The organism is Nonomuraea sp. SYSU D8015 (assembly GCF_008065375.1).
In the GTDB taxonomy this organism is placed as follows: domain Bacteria; phylum Actinomycetota; class Actinomycetes; order Streptosporangiales; family Streptosporangiaceae; genus Nonomuraea.
The window spans coordinates 135,393-153,085 of sequence record NZ_VJYI01000018.1; the positions used below are offsets into that span (position 1 = coordinate 135,393).

General features: G+C 69.3%; 18 protein-coding genes. 9 read left to right on the top strand and 9 right to left on the bottom strand.

The genetic code is table 11. The annotated features are described in order from the left end of the window. Positions 1 to 3: 3 nt before the first annotated feature. The 5 genes from ID574_RS46610 to ID574_RS46630 form a co-directional block, all read right to left on the bottom strand. Positions 4 to 546: a hypothetical protein gene (locus tag ID574_RS46610; protein WP_188195493.1), complete on the bottom strand. Its 543-nt coding sequence runs from the start codon at positions 544 to 546 to the stop codon at positions 4 to 6. A gap of 627 nt (positions 547 to 1,173) precedes the next feature. Further along, entirely contained in the window at positions 1,174 to 1,728 is a 555-nt protein-coding gene (locus tag ID574_RS46615; protein WP_188195494.1) for a hypothetical protein, read from the bottom strand. After that, positions 1,725 to 2,291 (bottom strand): MauE/DoxX family redox-associated membrane protein, encoded by a 567-nt coding sequence (locus ID574_RS46620; protein WP_188195495.1) that lies wholly within the window; start codon positions 2,289 to 2,291, stop codon positions 1,725 to 1,727. Before ID574_RS46620 ends, ID574_RS46615 begins: the two co-directional genes overlap by 4 nt. Positions 2,292 to 2,661: 370 nt before the next feature. Further along, positions 2,662 to 3,612: a CU044_5270 family protein gene (locus ID574_RS46625; RefSeq protein WP_188195496.1), complete on the bottom strand. Its 951-nt coding sequence runs from the start codon at positions 3,610 to 3,612 to the stop codon at positions 2,662 to 2,664. Then, positions 3,609 to 4,199: an RNA polymerase sigma factor gene (locus tag ID574_RS46630; protein ID WP_188195497.1), complete on the bottom strand. Its 591-nt coding sequence runs from the start codon at positions 4,197 to 4,199 to the stop codon at positions 3,609 to 3,611. The genes ID574_RS46625 and ID574_RS46630 overlap by 4 nt, the downstream gene beginning before the upstream one ends. Before the next feature lie 374 nt (positions 4,200 to 4,573). Between ID574_RS46630 and ID574_RS46635 the strand changes: the two genes are divergently transcribed. The 3 genes from ID574_RS46635 (at position 4,574) to ID574_RS46645 (ending at position 6,873) form a co-directional block, all read left to right on the top strand. Continuing rightward, positions 4,574 to 5,104, top strand: a complete 531-nt coding sequence (locus tag ID574_RS46635) for a DUF4240 domain-containing protein (protein ID WP_188195498.1) — start codon at positions 4,574 to 4,576, stop codon at positions 5,102 to 5,104. 169 nt (positions 5,105 to 5,273) lie between these two features. Beyond that, positions 5,274 to 6,128: a hypothetical protein gene (locus ID574_RS46640; RefSeq protein WP_188195499.1), complete on the top strand. Its 855-nt coding sequence runs from the start codon at positions 5,274 to 5,276 to the stop codon at positions 6,126 to 6,128. Between the two features lie 385 nt (positions 6,129 to 6,513). Then, complete coding sequence (locus ID574_RS46645) at positions 6,514 to 6,873, top strand: VOC family protein (protein ID WP_188195500.1); 360 nt, start codon at positions 6,514 to 6,516, stop codon at positions 6,871 to 6,873. A 76-nt stretch (positions 6,874 to 6,949) separates the two neighbouring features. On the opposite strand, the gene ID574_RS46650 is transcribed toward ID574_RS46645, so the two are convergent. Continuing rightward, on the bottom strand, positions 6,950 to 7,495 hold the full coding sequence (locus ID574_RS46650) for a dihydrofolate reductase family protein (protein WP_188195501.1): 546 nt from the start codon (positions 7,493 to 7,495) through the stop codon (positions 6,950 to 6,952). A 279-nt stretch (positions 7,496 to 7,774) separates the two neighbouring features. Here ID574_RS46650 and ID574_RS46655 point away from each other — a divergent pair, with 279 nt between their 5' ends. The 3 genes from ID574_RS46655 to ID574_RS46665 all read left to right on the top strand — a co-directional run bounded on the left by ID574_RS46655 (position 7,775) and on the right by ID574_RS46665 (position 9,975). Further along, positions 7,775 to 8,344: a hypothetical protein gene (locus ID574_RS46655; protein WP_188195502.1), complete on the top strand. Its 570-nt coding sequence runs from the start codon at positions 7,775 to 7,777 to the stop codon at positions 8,342 to 8,344. A 314-nt stretch (positions 8,345 to 8,658) separates the two neighbouring features. Continuing rightward, positions 8,659 to 9,060 (top strand): hypothetical protein, encoded by a 402-nt coding sequence (locus ID574_RS46660; protein ID WP_336245617.1) that lies wholly within the window; start codon positions 8,659 to 8,661, stop codon positions 9,058 to 9,060. Between the two features lie 39 nt (positions 9,061 to 9,099). Beyond that, a complete protein-coding gene (locus ID574_RS46665; protein WP_188195503.1) occupies positions 9,100 to 9,975 on the top strand; it encodes an aminoglycoside phosphotransferase family protein in 876 nt (291 codons plus the stop codon). Between the two features lie 82 nt (positions 9,976 to 10,057). On the opposite strand, the gene ID574_RS46670 is transcribed toward ID574_RS46665, so the two are convergent. Then, on the bottom strand, positions 10,058 to 11,383 hold the full coding sequence (locus ID574_RS46670) for a sensor histidine kinase (RefSeq protein ID WP_188195504.1): 1,326 nt from the start codon (positions 11,381 to 11,383) through the stop codon (positions 10,058 to 10,060). 220 nt (positions 11,384 to 11,603) lie between these two features. Here ID574_RS46670 and ID574_RS46675 point away from each other — a divergent pair, with 220 nt between their 5' ends. Both ID574_RS46675 and ID574_RS46680 read left to right on the top strand, forming a co-directional pair. Beyond that, positions 11,604 to 11,810 carry a hypothetical protein gene (locus tag ID574_RS46675; RefSeq protein ID WP_188195505.1) on the top strand — a complete coding sequence of 69 codons (207 nt, stop codon included), beginning with the start codon at positions 11,604 to 11,606 and terminating at the stop codon, positions 11,808 to 11,810. A 90-nt stretch (positions 11,811 to 11,900) separates the two neighbouring features. Then, on the top strand, positions 11,901 to 12,887 hold the full coding sequence (locus tag ID574_RS46680) for an NAD-dependent epimerase/dehydratase family protein (RefSeq protein WP_188195506.1): 987 nt from the start codon (positions 11,901 to 11,903) through the stop codon (positions 12,885 to 12,887). 73 nt (positions 12,888 to 12,960) lie between these two features. Here ID574_RS46680 and ID574_RS46685 read toward each other — a convergent pair whose 3' ends face one another. Then, positions 12,961 to 13,728: an alpha/beta fold hydrolase gene (locus ID574_RS46685; protein ID WP_188195507.1), complete on the bottom strand. Its 768-nt coding sequence runs from the start codon at positions 13,726 to 13,728 to the stop codon at positions 12,961 to 12,963. A gap of 202 nt (positions 13,729 to 13,930) precedes the next feature. Here ID574_RS46685 and ID574_RS46690 point away from each other — a divergent pair, with 202 nt between their 5' ends. Further along, the gene (locus tag ID574_RS46690) at positions 13,931 to 14,497 is read left to right on the top strand and encodes a dihydrofolate reductase family protein (RefSeq protein ID WP_188195508.1); all 567 of its coding nucleotides are present in this window, start codon (positions 13,931 to 13,933) and stop codon (positions 14,495 to 14,497) included. On the opposite strand, the gene ID574_RS46695 is transcribed toward ID574_RS46690, so the two are convergent. Next, the gene (locus ID574_RS46695; RefSeq protein ID WP_188195509.1) at positions 14,482 to 17,682 is read right to left on the bottom strand and encodes an AfsR/SARP family transcriptional regulator; all 3,201 of its coding nucleotides are present in this window, start codon (positions 17,680 to 17,682) and stop codon (positions 14,482 to 14,484) included. The two genes, ID574_RS46690 and ID574_RS46695, sit on opposite strands and share 16 nt — an antisense overlap. Positions 17,683 to 17,693: the final 11 nt, after the last annotated feature.

The window sequence follows — 17,693 nt, forward strand, 5'->3', positions numbered from 1 at the left end:
GCCTCAGCCTTGGAACACAGAGATGGCAACCCCTGCCAACGCGGCCGTGAGCACGGCCAACGCAACCCGCCTGATCGGCTTCTCCCTTTCCATGAGCCAGTCCATGAGCCAGATCGGCTCGGGGATTTCCACCGGGTCTTTCGATGGCGGCACGAGCGCCACCATCGCGAAGGCCGGCACGGTGAAGCCGAGTGCGTAGGCCAGCCCAACCCACCACGGGACCAACCCGAAAAGGGTGACGCCGAGCGCCGCCCAGGTCAGCGAGGTGACCCTGAACGTGGTCACCACCAGGCCGGTGTCCAGCCCCCACAGGAGGGCTCCCCTGACCGGGCCGAACCGATAGAAGTGCTGCCGCGGAGTCTGACGTCGCCACATGGGCGTGCTGAGCCCGAACAGGCCGGAATCGATGACCAAGCAGCCGAGCATCACCAGCGCCGCGGCCGACTTGGCGCCCGTGTGCCCCATCCCGCCGAACACACCGGAGCCGAGCAGGTGGACCAGGCCGTACATGGTCAGGGCCGAGAGGGTGAAGCCGAACGAGAGCATGAGGATCGGCTGATACCAAGCCTTTTCCCCAGGAGATCTCCCCTGGACCAGGGGGCGGAGATATCCGACGAAGGACAGGCCTCAAAAGCTGAACAGTTGCGCGAAGCCCGCGCTCGCGACGAGTAGGAGCAACGCGAAGGTCACCCAGGTGTCGAAAGACAAGACATCCTCCCGCCGGAGTGGCCGATCCGGACAGCTTCGTGCCAGAACCGGCCACCCGGTCAGTCGTCAGCAGCCGTTAGGGTTGACGGTCCAGCCGGCGGAACAGGCGAACGGTCCCGTCCAGCAGTCCCTTCCCTTGGTGCACTCGCCGCAGCCGTACCTCCGCCGGGTTGAGCCTGAGCCGCTACAGCATGTCCACGTCTTCATGGTGTAGCCGGAGGGGCAGATGTACTGCCCTTGGCTGTTGGTCCTGCAGAAGTTGTCGGGTTTGGCGAGGGTGCAGCAGCGCCAGTTCGCCGCCTCGGCCGTCTTGGTCGTCGCCGCTACGCCGGCAACGGCGCCGATCGCCGCTACGCCGACCCTGCCCATCCAGCCGAGGAACCCTCGCCGGTGCGAAGGGTTCCCTAACGACATCTTGTTGAGATCGTCCATACGTGGCCTCTCTGACCATGGGGTGGACTGGGATCAGTGCCGCACAGAGGGCTTTCGACCCAAAGTGATCTTGTAGGGGACAGGGGCGGCCGCATACATCTGCCTCACCGTCGGCACCGTGTGGGCCCGTGTCAGCTTCCCGTCGGTGACATGAAGGGCGACGGGCGTGAGATCGAGCCCGAGGCTGTTGACGATGCGCTCCTCCTCGTCGAGGAGGACCCGCTCCCCGTGCAGCTCGAACTCGGTGATGAACTCGTTGCCGTCCCCGGACACCGGGACGACCACGACCCACATCGATGGCGGCACCGCGCCACCGCGCAATGCCGACGCCAGGTTGCGGCAGGTCTCGCACTTGTTGGAGACGAAGAGCACCACCGCCGCATCGGATTCGTCGAGGACCGCCGGCAACCCGAAGCTGCTGGGACTCCTGCCCACCAGACTTCCCAGCTCCACCGGATCGGGCTTGTCCTCCAGATCGAGATATGCCCGGATCTGCTTGACCTGTTCAAACAGTTCCACCTGCGCGCCGATTTGGATGAACACCACCACGGCCAGCAGACAGATCACAATAAGCAGTACCGTCGTCATGAGGCGGGCACCTCCGCTTCGGGTCGGGTCGGTTCGGGGATCGCCAGCCGGTCCTCCCGCAGCGGGCGCCAGACCCGCCATTCAGCCCTGAGCTTCCAGGCCACCAGGACGAGCAGCGCCACGGCCAGGCCGAGCAGCCCCTCCTCCCCGGTCCAGTTCGGCGGGCGCATCTCGGCCATCGCGGCCAGCGCCAGCCACAGCGGGAGGTACAGCACCTGCCGCCAGCCGAGAACGGCGGCGCCGTTCCCGAAACAACCACACTTGATCTTCTCTCCGCTGCTCAGCGCGCGAATTCCGGCACCTGCGAACACCAGTGCCAGCAGCGCGATGAGCCCCCTGGGCCAAGTGGCGGACGGAAACGCCGTCAGACCTGTCACGGCGAGCAGCTCCGCGGAAATCACGGCGATCGTGCCCTGCCTCGCCAGAGCCGCCGGACCTAGCCGGGCGATGGTCTGGCCGAGCTCGCGATGGGTGATGATCTTCGACAGTGCAGCGACCAGGAAAACCAGGATGAGTATGGCTTGAGCTCCGGCTCCAGCCATGACCACCACATCAACGTTCATCTGTTGCTCCCGTTTAGGGTGGGATGATCGAAACGTATGGGAACAACCCAATATGATCAAGATCTTGACGAGATCATCTCGGTGGAGTAAGGATCGATCATCAAGGTGCCCACCTGCGACGCACTACGGGTATGGGATCCACGTGACCGTTTACCCGTGACTCCCGCCGATCTCTCTGTGAACGGGCATGGGGTTCCTGAGCCGCCATGGCCAGGGGTTCGCCAACGTGGTGGTGCGCCGCTGGTTGCGTGCCCGTTCGTAGAGGGATCAGCGGGGACTCATGGTCACTCGACCGACATATGCCCAGGTCGGCGCTTCCGCTGCTCAGAGGCCATGATCTTGAAGAGTTCCCAAGCTGGCAGCGCGGCCTCTATGGGCGTTCCCCCGGCTTGTCGACAATCTTGGACTCCAGATGAGCGGTCCACACGACGGGGGTGCCCGCCTTGATCTCGCGTGTTCCGGAAGGCGGAGAGTACGTGCGGGTGGCGACGGTCTCTCCGTAGCTCCCCAGGTAGGTGTAGTCCTTCGAGTTCAGGATGATCTCGAAGCGCTCCCACCGGCCTGTGTAGGCGAAGGCGATCCCATGGCGGCCGGCGGCGTCCACCGCGTCTTGCTTGATCGACACTCCTTGGATCATCGGCAACGCGCGGAACAGTGCAGCCCGTACCTCCGGCTCAAGCGACTGCCCGCTCATGAGCTGGGAGATCGACTCGACGATCCGCTGTTCTTCTGACTTGTCGTCGCCCGGCGGCACGGGAGCTTCGGCGATGGCCGCCCTGATTCGTTCGAGCATCCGCTCTGGAGTGACAGGGGCCTCACCCAGATCGGCGGCGGTGATGCCAGGGCCGGTCTCGTGGACGACGAGCTTGCCCTTGCCGTCATCCAGGGCCGTCTGCTTGCCGTCCACGCTGTTCCACAGCTCCAGGGTGGTTCGTTTGTCCCGGTCCACCGCAGGCGCGGGCTCCTCGCGAAGCGGCGCGATCGTCTCCTTGACGTACAGCCACTTTCCAGGAGAAGGGACGGTCTTGGAGGGGTCGATCACCGCCGCTCTCGCAGCTCGCTCGCCAAGCTCCTGGACGCTTGCGACGTGGGTGAAGGCCTGCTGGCCGCCGCCGTCGTTCGTGAGAGCGACACCCGTCCCCACGGCCGCTGCCAGCGATGCGGCGAGGGCCAGACGCCATGCCAGGCGAGGCATACGACGCCGGGGAGGTGCGGGGGCCGGTTCGCGCATCGCCTGCAGCAACCGGGCGCGCGCCGTGTTCTCCGCCTGGCGGGTGATCACAGGGGTGGAGCTGCGGAAGTTCTTGATTTCGTCCATCATGCGTCCTGCCTTGTCGGATCGTCGTCTCCCAGGGCTGCCCTGGTCTTCTTGCGGGCTCGGTGCAGGCGCGAGCGCACGGTCCCGACCGGGACGCCAAGCGCCTCGGCGACCTCCTCGTACGACAGGTCGCCCCATGCCACCAGCAGCAGCACATCGCGATCACCTTGCGACAGGCCCGCCAGCGCCCCTGCCAGCAGGCGGTCCTTCTGCTGCGCCGTCACTCGGTCGATGACCGCCTCCGCCATCGGTTCCGGCAGCGGGTCCACGCCCGTACGGGACAGCGCCCGCAGGAACCGTTCCTCGCTGCGCCGGTGCCTGGCGATCAGAGTGGTGGCGATGCCGTACAGCCACGGCCTGGCCAGTTGCTGCGCCAGGTCGTAGGACGCGCGCCGCCGAAAGGCGATCAGAAACGTCTCCGCCGCGATGTCGTCGGCCGCCTGGGTCCCGAGTCGGCGGGCCACATACCGATGGATCTGTTCGATGTAGCGATCGAAAATCCCGGCGAACCGCTCCGGATCATCGTGCGAGCAGCGGATGAGCTCCGCATCATCCTCCTCCGCTCTCTCGACCGATTCTGTTCGTGTCATGCCTGCTGTCTCCCGATAGGCCGGATCCGGTTCTCGCCAAGCGCCCCGGCTGCCGAGTTGGTGCGGCCGGCAGGTGTTCGCATTCGGGCGGTGGCGGGAGGTGTCAGGGGGAGCTGATCTACCTCAAGGCGAGCCCTGAGACGCTGCGTCAGCGGCTCGCCGTACGCAACAAGCTGCACGGGGCCAATTCTGTGACCGTGTCCGAGGATCTCCTCAACAGGTACCTGGCCGGTTTTGAGGAGCCCCTGGCGAACGGGAGCTCACGCGGCAAAAGGCGCGGTTCTTCATGCCCGTTCTGCCGACAGTGTTACCGAAGCACAACAGGTGAGGAAGGCGGACGACACTTTCGGCTTTGACGCACGAGAATGCCGATCATGACTCGGGATGACTTCTGGGCCATCCTCGCGGAATGCCCTCGGCCGACAGGCCCCGACGACGACTGCGACGAACTCGTCTCAAGGCTCAGCCGGTTGCCTCCGCAGGAGATCGTCGCATTCGACCAGCACCTCACCGATCTCCGCCTCGGAGCGCATCGTGTCGACCTGTGGGGGGCCGCGTATCTCATCAACGGCGGCTGCTCTGACGACGGCTTCGAATATTTCCGCTGCTGGCTGGTCGGCCAGGGGCGTGAGATCTATGAGGCGGCGCTCGCCGATCCGGATTCCCTGGCGGACTACGGGCCGGTCCGCAGGTGCATCCTCGACGATTTCGAGGAGTGCGAATGCGAGGTTTTCATGTACACCCCCGACAGGGCTTACCAGCGCATGACCGGCCACGAATTGCCCGAAGGCAGCGGGGTGTATCCGGAGCTCGGGGAGATGTGGGACTTCGCCGACGTCGAAGAGATGCGCCGTCGTTACCCCCGCCTGTCCGCGTTGCTCGATGAGGCCGACGCGCTGCCCTGAGCGTACGTACGCCCCGATCCGGTCGACCGATCCACCGTCGTGGCCACGCAGGCCTTGACCGCGTTCGCGCCGTTCGGCCAGCGGGGGCACCGCCGACATTGACCATGCTCTGTTCAACGGAGTATGGTCCGCTGCCATGCTCACGAGATCACGTCAGATCGTCCTCGCCGTGACTGCACTGACCCTGATCGGCGGCTGCGGGGGCGCCGCCGGGAGCGCCGCGCCGTCAACCGGCGCGCCGGCGACCAAGGACAAGAGATACCAGGTCGAAGCGGCCAAGGCCGACTGCATGAAGCAGAAGGGCTTCAAGTACGTGGCGTTCGTGCAGGAATGGAAGGTGTCCCACGAGGACGAGGAGCGGGCCGCCGGCGACTACCAGGCGATGCAGAAATATCGCGAAAAATACGGATTCGGGGTCTTCGCTGAGCACGTCTACCCCGACGTATTCAACGGTCAGGACGCCGGCCCTGAGAGCAACCCGAACGGGAAGATTCAGTCCGCCCTCTCCAAAGCCCAGATCAGCGCCTACCACAAGGCTCTGGACTCCTGCACGGCCACCGCCATCAACCAGGTGCTCGGCTTGAACGTGAAGTCGGACATGGACTACCACAAGCAGGCGGCCAAGGCCCGCATCCAGGCGATCGAGCGCACGCTGAACTCCGACCCCACGCTGGTGGAGCTGGCCTCCGCCATGGCCACGTGCCTGAAGGGCAAGGGGTACTCACTCAGCGAGGTCACCCCGAAGGCCATGGCCGAGTACGGTCGCCAGTCGTTCCTCGACCTGTGGGACAGGCTCGGACGCGAGCAGAAGGACGACGTCCCCGATGTCGCGCCTTCGAGGAAGGACGGCGAGCCATGGACGTTCTACGTGCCGACCCTGACCCCTGAACAGGCCAAGCCTTACCTGCAGAGGGAGATCAAGGCAGCGCTCGACGACCTTGAGTGCGGCAGGGATTTCTACCCGGTCTACCTCCCGAAGGACAACGCGGTCGAGAAGCAGGCCGCCGAGCAGTACCCCTTGTGACACCACGGATGAAGTGACCATGCGGGCCCGGACGCCGGTGATCATCGCTGGAGCCGGATACGCACTGGGCGCCCCCGCTGCGCTCCCCCGCCGACGATGCCGCCCGCCGCGCCGCGCCCATGCCCCGCTCGTCACAGCCGGCCTCGAGCGGCGCAAGCCGGCCAGTGGGGTCGTGGTCAACGCTGGAGTTCGCATGATCAGCGTGAATGCGTCTGCGGTGCGTGCGAGGCCACGCTCCGTTCGGATGTCAGAGGTCTACAGGCTCGGCGGGACCAGGGCGCCGGCGTGCGTGTGGCGGACACATGAAATCGCCAGGACCGGCTGCGTCCACAGCGGCCGGAAATCGAGTCGCACGGGTGGCGGAGGCGGAGTTACCGTCGGCGGCATGCGACTCAACCATCTCGCCTTAGCCGTGCGCGACATCGAGCGGTCACGGCGTTTCTATGAGAAGTATTTCGGTTTCGGCGCCGGTCCCGCGAGCGAGTACCCGGACGGCACCGTGATCATCAGGGACGCGGACCGCTTCGATCTCGCGCTCCACCCGGATCCCGATCCCCGGAAGATGCCCGACTTCAGCCACTTCGGGTTCGCCTGCTCGGACGGAGCGGCGGTCAACCAGCGGCTGGACCTGCTGGCCGCGGACGGGGTGCCGATCGTGGAACGTTACGACGAGCCGCGCTTCAGCAGCTTCAAATGCCTCGATCCGGACGGCTACGTGATCGAGGTCTACTGGGAGCCGGCGTAGAACGACCGTCACCCGTTCTGCCGCCGGCCTCCCATGGTGGTGCGCCGCCGTCCACCTGGTCCGGTGCGGGTGCCGGTCAGTCGGCGTCCGGAGCGTAGGTCAGGTTGAGCACGCCGGTCTGGAAGGTCTCGGACTTGACCAGCTTCAGCGGGTGGGTCGGGGTGTCCTCGAACAGGCGCTGGCCATGGCCGACGACGATCGGGTGGACGAGCAGGTTCAGCTCGTCGAGCAGCCCGTTGGCCAGAAGCCACCGCACGGTCGTCGCGGAGCCGGACATCTGGATGTCGCCGTCGGTCTGCTCCTTGAGTTCGCGCACCTTGCCGGCGACGTCACCGGAAATGACGGTGGTGTTGTCCCAGTCCGCCTTCTCCAGCGTGCTCGACACGACGTACTTGCGGACATTGTTGAGGGCCACGGCGAAGTCCTGATCGGCGTCCGTCGAGGTCCAGTACGCGGACCACTCCTCGTACAGTTTGCGGCCCATCAGCATCGCCACCGCGCTCTGCACTCCCGCCTGGACCACGGCGCCCATCTCGTCGTTCCAGTACGGGAAATGCCACTGGTCCGGCGACTCGACCACACCGTCCACGGAGATGAAAAAGCTGGAGATGATCTTAGCCATGGCTCTGCTCCTTGGTCATCGGGCGCCGATCCCCTAGGCCGGGCCGGCTCGCCCCGTGTCATGTCCCAGGGCGATGCCCGGCTCGGATCTTGCCCCGTGACTGCGTCTGGGAGGTTAGAGGAGAACCAGGGCTCAGGTCTTGTACAGAAGCGACAACGGCTCCGACCGCTCAACTGCGACATTTCATGAGATGGGTCTAATGTCGGTCTCAGCATCACCTCACCGCCGGTCGAAACCCTCTTCATCAGACACAGGTCATGACTGACGGAGGTTCACGACATGCGGAAGATCGGATCGGCACTGGCGGGCACCGTTCTCGGACTCGGCATGGGCACGGCGGTCCTCACCGCCCCGGCGCTCGCCGAGGAGCGCACCTGCCGCGGGACCATCGGCGCGGTGACCCTCGACAACGTACGCGTCCCGCAGGGCGCCAAGTGCACCCTGAAAGGCACCCGGATCAAGGGCACCTTGAAGGTGGAGAAGAGGGCGACCCTGGTCGCCCGGGGAGTGAAGGTCGTCGGCAACGTCCAGGCGGAGGGGGCGGCCAGGGTGACGGTGACCGCCGGCTCGGTGGTCGACGGAAGTGTGCAGGTGAAGCAGGGTGGGGCGGCCACGGTCGAGTACTCGCGGATCAAGTCCGACATCCAGTTCGACGCCAACGGCCGGTATCTGAAGGTCAACGGCAACCGGGTGGGCGGCAGCATCCAGGTGGTCGGGAACCGCGGCGGCGCGGAGATCCGGCGCAACAAGGTGAACGGCAACCTGCAGTGCAAGGAGAACCGTCCGGCACCCACCGGGAGCGGGAACATCGTGGGCGGCAACAAGGAAGGCCAGTGCCGGCGGTTCTAGGGCTGAGGCTTGGGAGCGGCTGGAAAGCCTTCGGAGAGCGGCGGCGGATGGCCTCGTACGCCGCCGCCGTATATGCGTTGCGGCTCCAGGTGGCATCCCGGCACGATCAAGTCAGTGCCGGGACAGAGAGGCTGCCATGAACGAAGTCCTGCTCGACGCGATCCGTCACACAACTGGGCGACGAAGCAGCTCCTGGGATCAGCTACGTACGGCGTCTGGCCGACGCCGACCTCCCCTGGGTCTCCAGCGACGAGGACGCCGATCTGCACAAGCTCCTGGTCTGGGCCTCGGAGGCCGAGCAGCTCTGGGGGGAGGTGCTGGCCAAGCCCATCGACGTGGAACGCGTGATCGTCGTGGACAGCGGCCTCCGCGAGGTCCGCGCCGGCATCTTCGTGGCTCAGGCGCTCAACCACGCCAACCATCACCGCGAGCAGGTCTGCGCCATCCTGACCGGCCTCGGGATCCAGCCGCCGGACCTTCAGGCCTGGGACTATGCCTGGGCGACAGGGCGAATCCGGGACCGGGACCGACCTCAAGGCCACGGCCCCATCGTCAGAGGTGACGGCCAGCACATGGTCCTTGGAGGGGCTCGTCTGGAGGACGAAGAGGAGCACGTGTTGGCCGTCTTCAACAGTGTGATACCTGCTCAGCGGCTGGCGCAGCTGATCCGAACCGGTGACTCCGACTTTCTGTTAAGCCTCGTGAAAAGTCGGTGAACCCGCTGGGCTGAGCGTGAATCGCGAGGAGCGAGAGGCATGATCGACATCACCGTTGACCTCGTACGTGCCTTGGTCGCCGAGCAGTTCCCCGAGTGGAGTCGTCTTCCGATCGAGCCCGTCGCCCGCCAAGGCTGGGACAACCGGACCTTCAGGCTGGGCGATCAGCTGGCCGTGCGCCTGCCCAGTGCCGAAGCGTACGCAGCCGGCGTCGAGAAGGAGGATCGCTGGCTTCCCGTCCTGGCCGGGCATGTGCCCCTGCCTGTGCCGTCGCCGGTCGCGACCGGACGTCCCGCGCCCGGTTACCCTTTTCCCTGGTCGGTACGGCGGTGGCTGCCCGGAGAGACGGTGGACAGGGCGGCGGACGTCGATCGGAGTGAGCTGGCTCGCGATCTCGGACGTTTTCTCGCCGCGCTACGGAAGATTCCCGCGCAGCGGGGGCCGGTCGGCGGTCGTCACTCTCATTTCCGGGGATGCCACCCCAGCGTTTTCGGTGATCAGGTCCAGTGCGCCCTCGACAGGCTCCGGGACGTCGTCGACGTCAAGGCCTGCCAGGCCGTCTGGGCGAGCGCGCTGACCTCGGCCTGGCCGTTCCCGCCGGCGTGGTTCCACGGTGACGTCGCCGCCGGCAACCTGCTCGCCGTCGATGGACGGCTGTCCGCGGTCATCGACTTCGGTACGTGCGGGGTCGGCGATCCCGCCTGTGATCTCGTCATGGCCTGGACGCACTTCGCCGGTGACGAGCGGAAGGTCTTCCGCGAGGCGGTCGGGCTCTCGGATGACACGTGGCGGCGGGCACGCGGATGGGCGCTGTGGAAGGCGCTCGCGACCATGGCCGGCCTGTCCAGCCCCGACCCCGAGGGCTTCCAGAACGGCGTCCTCGTCCACGTCCTTGAGGACTCGGTCATCGACTGACGCCGGGCCGAGCGCATCCGCGTAGCGGCTCGACACGGATTCGATCTCGTCGGAGAGCCGGCGCAGGTCCATTCGGCGAGGTCTATGACTCGCCCTCGTACAGCGGCAGGACGGCCACGAACTGGGCACCGGGCCAGTGGTCGGTGACGGTGAGGGTGCCGCCGTGGGCGGTGGCGATCTCGCGGGACAACGGGAGGCCGAGGCCGCTGCCGCCCTTGTCCTTGGCCCGGGCGCTCTCCAGGCGGGTGAAGCGTTCGAAGACGCGCTCCCGGTCCTGCGGCGGGATGCCGTCGCCGTCGTCCGTCACCGTCACGACCACCTTGTCGCCCTCCACCGTCACGGACAGGTCGATCCTGGTGGCGGCGTGCCGGGTGGCGTTGTCCAGGAGGTTCGTCAGCAGGCGGTCGAGCTGCATGGGCGAGCCGTAGACCGGGGCCGGTTCGCAGGGGTCGAGGACGATGGGGACCCTGGCGCCCTCACGGAGGCGTACCTGCTCTTCGGCCACCCGGCACATGTCCACCACGCGCCGCTGCGGGACCGCGCCCGCGTCCAGCCTGGCCAGCATGAGCAGCTCGTCGATGATGCCGGTGAGGCGCTCCGCGGCGGCCAGCGTACGGGCGCCGGTGGCCGGCCAGTCCGTTTCCTCCGGGTAGGCGTTGGCGACCTCGAGCTGGGCGCGCATGGCCGAGATGGGGCTGCGCAGCTCGTGCGAGGCGTCGGCGACGAAGCGGCGCTGGGTCTCGGCGGAGCGTTCGAGGCGGTCGAGGGTGTGGTTGGTGGTGATGGCCAGGTTGGCGATCTCGTCGCCGGTGTCCGGTACGGGCACCCGCCTGCTGAGGTCCTGGCCGGTGATCTCGGCCAGTTCGGCGCGGATGCGTTCGACGGGGCGCAGGGCGAGCCCGACCACCGCCCAGGTCGTGCCTCCGACGATCACCAGGACCAGCGGGGTGCCCAGGAACACCAGGATGTAGAGCCAGGCCAGGGCCCGGTTGACCTCGGTGAGCGATTCGGCGCCGTACACAATGGCAGGGCCGGAGGGGGTCTGCGCGCGCATGGCCACCACGAGGTACTGTCCCTCGTCCTCGTTCCTGATGCGGGGCAGCCTGCGCTCGGTGACGTAGATCTTCTCGGGTTCGTCCACCTGGATGGCGACCAGGCGCGGGTCCCCGCGGAGATCCGGGGATGCTGCCATCACCTTGCCCTCCTGCGAGACCACCTGCAGGAAGTGGACGCGTGACGGCGTCTCCAGCTCGGCCGGCAGCTGTCCGGCCTCGGCCTGGCTGGCGACCCTGCGTACGGCCAGCTCGACCCTGGTGTGCACCAGCCCGCGCAGGTTGCCCGGGACGGTGGCGAGGGTGATGGTGGACGTGGCGGTGAAGACCAGCGCCGCGACCAGTGTCGCGATCATGGTCAATCGCGCCCGGATCGAGCGCGGAAAGAACCTTTGCACCATCCCATCCCCCGTATCACTGTCTGTGACACGTACCCAGGGACGGCGTTCGCAACATCGAGGTTGTTGACCTGGTCCTCTGTCGATCGAGATTCGGTAAGCGAGGCGCCAAGAGGGGCGCTTCGCCACGCTCCGTGCATCTTTTCGGCTCAGGATCGGGGTGGGTGGGTGATGCGGAGTGAGCGCGTTGGGGCCGGTGTGGGTGTGGCTGCGGGGCGGCGAGGTGATGACCGATGCCGGTTCGCACGGCGGCCCGGGGCTCGCCGTGTGGGTTTCCGGCGAGCCCGAGCCCGGCTGGGGCGTGGCCCGCGATCGCCGTCTTCCGGACCCTCTCGTCGAGTACGACGAGGAGGATCTGGCTGATCCGGGCGGGTGCGAGTTCTGAGCGAGGGGGCTCGCGGCTTTCGCTCGTGGCGATTCCGCTGATGGCGTGGACGGCTTCCGGCGCGTGGGCGCCTCGGCCAGAGTGGGTGCCATGAAGGTCCTGGTGCTGGGTGGCACGGAGTTCGTGGGGCGCGCGGTCGTCGAGGAGGCGCTGGCTCTCGGGTGGGACGTGACCGTGTTCAACCGGGGGCGTCATCGGCCGCCCGCGGGCGTGACGGCGCTCCGCGGCGACCGGTCGGCGGCCGGTGGGCTTGCGGCGCTGGAGCGCGGCGAGTGGGACGTCGTGGTCGACACCTGGTCGTGGGCGGCCTCCGCGGTCAGGGACGCGGCGTCGCTGCTGGCCGGGCGGGCCGGCCACTACGTCTACGTGTCCAGCAGGTCGGTGTACGCCGATCCGGTGCCCTTCGGGGCGGACGAGAGCGCGCCCCTCGTGGCGGCGTCCGCCGACGATGACGACGCCTCCGACTACTCCAGGAACAAGGCGGGGGGCGAGCTGGCGGCGGTCGCCGCGTTCGGGGAGCGGGCGCTGCTGGCCCGGGCCGGGACGATCCTGGGCCCTTACGAGAACATCGGGCGGCTGCCGTGGTGGCTGAGCCGGATCGCGCGTGGCGGGCCCGTGCTCGCGCCGGGCTCCCGTGATCTGGGATTGCAGTACGTCGACGCGCGCGACCTGGCCGTGTGGTGCCTGCGGGCGGCCGAGCGCGGGGTCGGCGGGGCGTTCAACGTGGTGAGCCCTCCGGGGTTCACGACGATGGGGGAGTTGCTCGAGACCTGTGTGAAGGTGACGGGGGCCGAGGCCGAGCTGCGGTGGGTCGATGCGGAGACGATCCTGGCGGCGGGGGTGACGCCGTGGATCCAGCTGCCGATCTGGCTGGTGGGCGAGGACCACGACTTCATGCACGGGGGTGATGTGTCCAAGGCCGTGGCGGAGGGGCTGCGGCTCCGGACCGTGGAGGAGACGGTGGCGGACACCTGGGCGTGGTTGCGGAGCATCGGCGGCGAGGCGCCGATGCGGCCGGATCGGCCGCGCGTGGGGCTCGATCCGGCGGTGGAGGCGAGGTTGCTGGAAGGCCGCTGACGGAAGGGCCCCGATCGCCGGCCGGCTGGGGCTGCCGGCGGCGTCACGGTCCGGCGAAGCACATGACGTGGCCCTAGGGTTCGAAGAAGCGGGTGAGGACGGGAGCGACCGCCTTCGGGTCGGCCACGTGGCCCTGCCCGTCGAAGGTGTGACGCTCGGCGCGGGGAATGCTCGCGCGGATCGCGGCCGCGGCCGGCTCGTAGAAGCCGTTCCCCCCGCCGACCAGCACCAGCGTCGGCTGCGTGATCGTCGCGAGGCGGGCGGTCGGCGGCGGTCCGTAGCAGGCGGCGTCGTAGGCGAGCGTGTGCGCCAAGGCCTCCAGGCCCGGCCAGTAGGGTGAGTTCCTGGCCGCCGCGACGTCCCCCTCCGACGCTCCGGCCAGTCGCATGAACAGCTCGACCGCATCGCCGCGGCGGGAGTCCGCGAGCGCGGCCGCCAGCTGCTCGCGGTAGGCCTGAAACCGCCGCGGCGCGTCGTCGGCCGTGTCGTAGGGCACCTCATACACCGCGAGCCGGTTGATCGCCACTCCTGCCGCCGCCGCTTCGAGCGCGAACATGCCGCCCGACGAGACGCTATACACGTGCGCCGATCCGCCGGCCTCGGCGATCAGCGCGGCCAGGTCCTCGATCTCGCGCTCCACGGCGTACGGCGGAGTGTCACCGCTGCCGCCCCTGCCTCGCCGCGCGTAGTTGTACACAGTGCAGCGCCCCGCCAGTTCGGCGGCCAGCGGCGCGTTCTCCGAGCCATCGTCCAACCCTCCGCCCACCAGGACGACGGCCGGCCCGCGCCCCTGCCGGTCGTACGCGATCGACGTGCCGTCCTTCGACGTCACACGGCCCATGAGACTCCTCCTCGCAGGTGATCCTCAGCCGGAAGGCGCGAGGCGCGGGCACGCGCTCCGCTGGATTCGATCTAGCAGACTCCATCGGCGGGAGCGAGAAGGGGGACGAGAAGGAAACGGTAAGGCCCCCCTGGCAGATTCGTGGTCGTCAGGAAGGCGGCACCGAGTCGCCGGCACAGAGCGAATCAACAAGGAGCAGAAGATGCGCAAGCTCATCGAGTCGACGTTCGTGTCGCTGGACGGCATCATCGACGACACCCGCCCGTCCACGGCGTCCCGAGCGGAGCCGCAGAACTGGGGTCACCCGTACTGGGACGAGGACCACGGCGGATACGCCGCGGGCCTGCTGTCCTCAGCGGACGCCATGCTGCTCGGACGGGTGACCTACGAGGGGTTCGCGGAGGCGTGGTCGGGGCGAGAAGGACCCGACGCCGACCACATGAACAACATGCCCAAGTACGTGGCGTCGCGGACCCTGACCGAGGTCACCTGGAACGCCACCCTCATCCAGGGCGACGTCGCCGAGGAGGTCGCCAAACTGAAGGAGCAGCCGGGCAAGAACATCGTGAAGTGGGGCACCGGCGAGCTCGACCGCACCCTGGTGGAGCACGGTCTGATCGACGAGTTCCACTTCTGGTATTTCCCCGTCATCGTCGGGGCCGGCAAGCACCTGTTCGAGGGCGCCGGTTTCGACACCACCCACCTGAAGCTGGCCGACGTGAAGCAGTTCGGCTCCGGGATCGTCGTCCACGTCTATGTCCCCAAGTGATCCTCGTCCAGCAGGGCCCGGGCCTGCTCGGGCGTGAGCTCGCCACCACGCGCGAACCGGGCGGCGAACTCGGGCTCGGCGGCCTGGACCACGGTGGTGATCCGGGCCAGCTCGGCACGTTCCGACGGAGACGACGGCAGCGCGGCCTCCCGCTGGACGGCGTCCGCCGCGCCGAGCAGCTCAGCGGCCAGGCCGGGCCGCCCGTCCAGCACCAGCGCGGCGGCCATCCCGGCCAGAGCCCAGGCCATGCCACGCGCCGAACCCTGGTCCCGGTACACGTCGAAGCCCTCCCGGTGCCGGGCCAGCGCCGCGGCCGGGTCGCCCCGCCGTTCGGCCAGCAGCCCCAGCTCGGCCAGGACCATCGACAGGTACGGCGGACGGCCGCCACCGCCCTGCTGCTGCCGCCGGGCGGACGCCAGCAGCCACCGCAGATGCTCCTCCGCCACGTCGAGCTTGCCGTCGCGGCGGGCGGCGAACGCCAGCCCGATGGCGGCGAACACCTCCATCGCCTGCTGCCCCTGCTCGGCGGCCAGCCGCCGCGCCTGCTCCGCGTATTCGCGGGCGCGCGGATAGTCCCCGACCTGCACGGAGGTCCAGGCCAGCCAGGCCAGCCGCCCGGCCACGTCGGGCCACAGGCCCAGGTCTTCGGCCATCCGGAGGCCGGCCTCGCTGAGCCGGGCCGCCTCCGCATGGTCGCCGGTCATGTCCGCCAGGCCGATCAGCCAATCCGTGGCCTGAAGCACTCCCCAGTCGTCGCCCAGCTCGCCGAACAGCTCGGCGCTGCGCCGGACGTCCCGCTCCAGCGCGGCCGCGTCTTCCCGAATGTGCGCGAGCATGGCCCGGGTGCTCAGCGCCGCCGCCTCCCCCCACCGGTCACCGACGTCCTGGAACGTCTCCAGAGCCCGCTCCAGCAGCTCCCCGGTGGCGCTCTCGTCCCCGTAGTCGATGATCGCCGCGGCCAGGAACCATGCGGCCCGGGCCAGCCCGGCCGGGTCCGCGACCTTCTCGTACTCCCCCAGCACCTCCGCCGCCAGCCCCGGCTCGGCCTGCCCCTGCCGGATCGCCAGGCCGGCGTGCCAGACCGCGACCCTGGCCCGGACCTCGGCAGGTGCCTCCCCTGCCAGGGCCGAGGCCTCCGCCAGGGACCGGCGCGCCTCGGTGAGCCGGCCACGCAGGAACCGATGCCACACCAGGGCCTCGGAGAGCCGCAGCGCCGACTCGGCCATGCCCTCGCGCCGAAAGGTGTCCATCGCGGCCCGCAGGTTCGCGGACTCGGCGTCCAGCCGGCGCAGCCACTCCCGCTGGCCGGGCCCGCGCAGCCGCGGCTCGGCCTCTTCGGCCAGCGCCAGGTAGTAGCCGGCGTGCCGGCGCCGCAGCGCCGTCTCCTCCCCGGCCTGACGCAGCCGCTCCAGAGAGTACGCGGACACCGACTCCAGCAGCCGGAACCGGGCCCCGTCACCGCGCGTCACCAGCGAGCGGTCCACCAGCCCCGCCAGCAGGTCCAGCACCTCGCCGGCGAGGACCCCGTCCCCGGCGCACACCGACTCGGCGGCGGCCAGCGTGCACCCGCCCGAGTGCACGGCCAGCCGGCGCAGCACCGCCTGCTCGGGCTCGGCCAGCAAGTGCCAGCTCCAGTCGATCACCGCGGTCAGGGTGCGCTGCCGGGCGGGAGCGTCTCGCGGTCCGGTGCCCAGCAGCCCCAGCCAGTCTTGGGGCACGCGTAGCCGGGCCGCCAGCTCGGACACGCCCAGCGCGGGCACCCGGGTGGCGGCCAGCTCCAGCGCGAGGGGGATCCCGTCCAGCCGCCGGCACACCTCGGCCACGTGGGAGGTGGTCTCCGGCTCCGGCTCCAGCCCGGCCCTGGCCAGGAACAGCCGCACGGCGGAGGATCGCGCCAGTCGTTCCGGGTCGTCGGTGTCGGGGACGGCCAGCGGCGGCAGCTCCCACCGGACCTCGCCACGCAGCCGCAGCGGCTCCCGGCTGGTGGCCAGCACCCGCAGGCCGGGCGCGGCCGGCAGCACGGCCGCGACCAGATCGGCCACCGGGGCGACCACGTGTTCGCAGTTGTCCAGGACCAGCAGCACCTGCCGCTCCCGCAGGGCGGCGGCCAGGTGCTCGCCCGGCGGCTGCGAACCGCCCGGCGCATCGGGGATGGACAGGACGGACAGGACCAGCTCCGCCACATCCCCCATCCCGTCCCAGGTGGTCAGGTCGATCAGCCACACGCCGTCCGGGTACGCCTCGGCCACGGACCGGCCGACCGCGAGGGCCACACTGGTCTTGCCCACGCCGCCCGGGCCGGTGATCGTGAGCAGCCGGCCGGTCGCCAGCAGCTCCCGTATCCGCTGCACGGCATGGTCCTGTCCGATCAGTTCGGTCACCGGAGCCGGCAGGTTGCTGGTGGGTTTGACCGGGCGCGGAGCCGGCGCCGGCGCGTCCTCGGAGGGGTCGCCGGCCAGGATGGCCTGATGCAGCGCGGCCAGCTCCGGGCTCGGGTCGAGGCCCAGCTCGTCGGCGAGCAGGCGCCGCAGCTCCTGGAAGCTGTCGAGGGCCTCGCCCGCCCGGCCGGAACGATGGAGGGCCCGCATGTGGGCCGCCCTCAGCCGCTCGCGGTAGGGGTGGCGGGACACCTGCTCGCCCAGCTCGCCGACCAGTTCGTGATGCTCGCCGAGGTCGAGCCGGGCCTCGGCGTACGCCTCCATGGCGGCCAGCCGCTGCTCCTCCCATCGGGTCACCGTCGTGCGGGCGAACTCCTCGTCGGCGAAGTCGGCCAGGGCCGGCCCGCGCCACAGGGCCAGCGCGTCGGCCAGCAGCGCGGCCCTGGCCCGCGGGTCGCCGACCGCCTGCGCCTGCCCGACCAGGGTTGCGAACCGCACGACGTCCACGGCGTCGGGCCCGGCCCGCAACGCATAGCCGGGGGCCTGGGACGCCACGAGCTCCCTGCCGCCCGGCTCTGCGCCGGCCAGGGCGCGGCGCAACTGCGCGACCCGTACGTGGAGGGCGGCGCTGGGATCGGCGGGCGCCGCCTCGCCCCACACGTCCTCGACCAGCCGGTCGACCGACACCGGACGCCCCTCGTGGACCAGCAGGTCGGCCAGCAGGGCGCGCACCTGGCGCCCGAGGATCCTGACGGGCTCACCGCCGTCGGTCCACACGGCCAGCGGCCCCAGCACCCCGAATCGCATCGCCCCAGGCT